Consider the following 734-nt stretch of genomic DNA (forward strand, 5'->3'; position numbering starts at 1 on the left):
CCGATCTGATGGCCCCCGACGCGCTGGAACTGCTCGAGCGCGCCCCGGATCCAGGCCGGGCCGCCCGGCTGTCGAGGTCGAAGATCACCGCCGCTCTCAACCGCGCCCACCGGCGGGATCCGGAAGCCAAAGCCGAAGCGATCCAGGCCGTGCTGCGCGCCCCGGCGCTGCGCCAGGACCCGGCCATCGAGGCCGCCTACGCGGTGATCGTGGCCAGCGCGGTGCGGCTGATCGCGCAGCTGAACACCCAGATCGGCGAGCTGCAGGCGGTGGTGGCCGAGGGTTTTGGCCGGCACCCGGACGCTGACATCGTGACCAGCCAGCCCGGCCTGGGACCGATCCTGGGCGCCCGGGTCCTGGCCGAGTTCGGCGACGACCACGACCGCTACGCCAACGCCAAGGCGCGCAAGAACTACGCCGGCACCTCACCGATCACCCGCGCCTCGGGCACCCGACGGGTCGTGCTGGCCCGCTACGCCCGCAACAAACACCTCGCCGACGCCACCCACCAGTGGGCCTTCTGCGCGCTCACCGCCTCACCCGGCGCCCGCGCCTACTACGACACCATCCGCGCCCGCGGCGTCTCCCACCACGCCGCCCTCCGACAGCTCGGCAACCGGCTCGTGGGCATCCTCCACGGCTGCCTCAAGACCAAGACCCGCTACGACGAGGACACCGCCTGGCCCAGGCTCGCCACGGCCGCGGCTTGACGCCAAGGACCATGGGATGTCTGA

Annotated in this window: 1 protein-coding gene; it reads left to right on the plus strand. The window is 72.5% G+C overall.

The window, feature by feature from the left end:
- Positions 1-710: transposase (locus tag A6V29_RS05680; RefSeq protein WP_170977710.1), on the plus strand; the 710-nt coding region annotated here is incomplete at its 5' end.
- Positions 711-734: the final 24 nt, after the last annotated feature.

Source organism: Blastococcus sp. CCUG 61487, from assembly GCF_005222955.1.
Lineage (GTDB): Bacteria > Actinomycetota > Actinomycetes > Mycobacteriales > Geodermatophilaceae > Blastococcus.